The following is a 1094-nucleotide window of genomic DNA, read 5'->3' as shown; positions in this document are numbered from 1 at the left end:
TCAAACCAAAACTGCCAAGCGTTGTGAATCCCTCTTGAATGCTTTGTTAGTTGCCAAACCTAAAGCTTTGATTTGAAGTCGATTGCCGTTTTGCCAACACTAGTTTTATGTGCTTTGAAAAACTCAAATCAGGCGCAGTTTTAAAGCGCACGTCACTGAAACCACTTGGAACACGCAACGCCGCAGAAAACGAACTGACAACACCAAAAAGACCTTTTGGAGAAACAGTGCCACAAAGCTGACTTTCAACAAGTAAATCGGCTTCTGAAACGGCAAACCAAACTAGGAAAAGATCGAAGCTCAATTTCCGCGAACCAAGATCCCGAAGTTCGAAGTGCAGAATCAAGCAAAGCACACGAACGATTAAAACTAAACACTCTGTTTTAGCTGCGATTTTCTCGTTGGCAACTAACGCCTTGTTAAGGTGTGAGGCACGCAATACCGTAGCCTCCGCATACCACCTTAAACCCTAAACCTAACGCATGGTAAAAATGCCACGCGTGCCGAATCACTCTTAAACAATTTGTTATGTGTTAGATTTTAAAGACTAATTTTTGTTTTTGAGCAATAAGCTCAACATCTTCAAGTGGCTCATATTTCCATTTGGACAACGCTTGTACAGCTACCTTTTCAAAGATCCCCTTTGGGGTGGAATCGATTACAACAATATCAGCCACATCTCCATTTTTAGTAATGTTAAACGTCATGACCACATACCCTGACAGGTTATTCTCTACTGCAACTTTAGGGTATCTCGGCGATACAAACTCTATTGGCTCTAGATCTAAATATTCCGATGAGTAAGTGTTTTCTACAGAACTTGAACACCCTACTACTAAGATCAAGATAAATAATTGCAAAAATCTCATAATCTCTCTCTGACACATAACGCCCTGTTAAGGGGTGAGCAACGCAATACCAATGCCGCCGCATACCACCTTAATCACTAAAATCAACGCATAGTAAAAATGCCACGCGTTGCGAATCCCTCTTGAACAGTTTGTTAGCTATTTTTTTCCAACGCCTCTCGGAGCTTAGCTATCGTATGTTGACTGTAGACTTTAATTCCATTGCGCTCTAACAATGCAGTAGCT

Annotated in this window: 2 protein-coding genes; both read right to left on the bottom strand. The window is 41.3% G+C overall.

The features are described 5' to 3' along the window. Positions 1 to 46: 46 nt before the first annotated feature. Positions 47 to 439 (bottom strand): hypothetical protein, encoded by a 393-nt coding sequence (locus R7Q48_RS24710; RefSeq protein WP_213894483.1) that lies wholly within the window; start codon positions 437 to 439, stop codon positions 47 to 49. A 94-nt stretch (positions 440 to 533) separates the two neighbouring features. Continuing rightward, positions 534 to 869, bottom strand: coding sequence for an energy transducer TonB (locus R7Q48_RS24705; protein WP_010648852.1), 336 nt, complete (start codon positions 867 to 869; stop codon positions 534 to 536). Positions 870 to 1094: the final 225 nt, after the last annotated feature.

The organism is Vibrio sp. 378 (assembly GCF_033339435.1).
Note: the sequence above shows the minus strand (reverse complement) of the source record. Positions and strands in the feature narration are given on the sequence as shown.